Genomic DNA, 1,377 nt, shown 5'->3' with positions numbered 1-1,377 from the left:
GTACTAATACTGCTGTGAATTGCTTGCTGATTGAACCAATCACAAATTGATCATTCCTTTTTAAAGATACTTTTTTATCAATGTCCGAATAGCCAACTATTTTTGAATACTTCGTTTTTCCTTTTTGAGAAATAAGGATTACGCCATTAAATGGCTTTGAAGTTTTCGTTGAAATTAAACGGTCAATTTGATTGTCAAGGGTCTTTTGCTGTCCAAAAGTTGCAATTGTTGCACTAAGAAAAATCAGAAAAAATAATACGTATTTCATTGGTGTTCTTTTTGTTTCTGTGTCGCTTTACAATGATCGCTTTCAGTTTGGTGTTTGGCAAAGAAACGAATTTCGAAGTACTAAACGAACTGCCTGCACTGAATCCGCCTTTTTTCCCAAATTCCTGGTATTGTTTGTGTTTAGTTCCAATGATTTCTTTTTTTCGTTTCCGTTATGTGAGCAAGATGATGATTGCAATGCCAAGCATACACTCCTATATTTTCATCAACCCTAAATGCCTTTCCGTGTTCGGGATGAATAAAAATTCTCCCATAGTGTTCGTCAGTCAAATTATGTAATAAAACAATCCATCGTTCGTGAATCCCTTCTATCATTTTCAAGGAAGGTTCAATAGGCATACTTTTGGTGTCAAGTAGTTCAGCCCAACGTTCTTCATAATAAGGTTTTATGGTGGGTTGGTCTTCTGTCAATGCAAGTTTTAAGCGAGTTAAACTGTTCATATGACTGTCCGCACAATGATGAATTACTTGTCTAATTGTCCAGCCATCAGGTCTGTAGGGTGTATCAAGCTGTTTATCTGTCAGATGATGAACCTCGCTTTTTAGTCTTGTGGGAAATGTAGCAATATCAGAAATCCATTTTGACAAAATCTCTGTGGTTATAGTTGTTGGTTTATCAAATAGTCCTATAGGAAATTTTAGTTCTTCTATTGACATAGCGTTTAATTGTTTTCATTTTGATTGTCACTTTTTACTTGAGCGCTCATCGGTTTTGGGCTTGGCGATGTTGGTGGTAGTGCTTTTGTACTCGGTTAGTCATCCTTGTTAAAGTCTTCTTCCAATATTCCATAAAAAAAGGTATCCTTCCATACTCCTCTAATTGGTAAGTTCTTTCGTTTCATTCCCTCTCTTTGAAAACCTACCTTTTCAAGAGTCTTGCTGGATGCACTATTTTCTACTGCACAACCTGCTTCGATTCTATGTAATTTCAAATCAATAAATCCATATTTCAAAATTCGTGTCAATGCTTCTGTTGTATACCCTTTTCGCCAATGGTCTTTGTGAATTTTAAACCACACTTCTGCCGTCTTATAATTTACTTTCCCTAAATTGATCGCTATTAGCCCAATAAATTCATTGGTCTCATTT

The 1,377-nt window shown here is 35.7% G+C and carries 3 protein-coding genes; all 3 read right to left on the bottom strand.

Translation table 11 applies throughout. The features are described from left to right. On the bottom strand, positions 1-268 hold a 268-nt coding region (locus IU405_RS00570), incomplete at its 3' end, for a serine hydrolase (protein ID WP_197436710.1). 140 nt (positions 269-408) lie between these two features. Beyond that, positions 409-945, bottom strand: a complete 537-nt coding sequence (locus IU405_RS00565; protein WP_197436709.1) for a YfiT family bacillithiol transferase — start codon at positions 943-945, stop codon at positions 409-411. A 95-nt stretch (positions 946-1,040) separates the two neighbouring features. Further along, the coding region (locus IU405_RS00560; protein WP_197436708.1) for a GNAT family N-acetyltransferase at positions 1,041-1,377 on the bottom strand (337 nt) is incomplete at its 5' end.

The sequence above is a fragment of the Polaribacter sp. BAL334 genome (genome assembly GCF_015767435.1).
Classification (GTDB): Bacteria; Bacteroidota; Bacteroidia; order Flavobacteriales; family Flavobacteriaceae; genus Polaribacter.
This window is presented reverse-complemented; position numbering and strand designations above follow the sequence as displayed.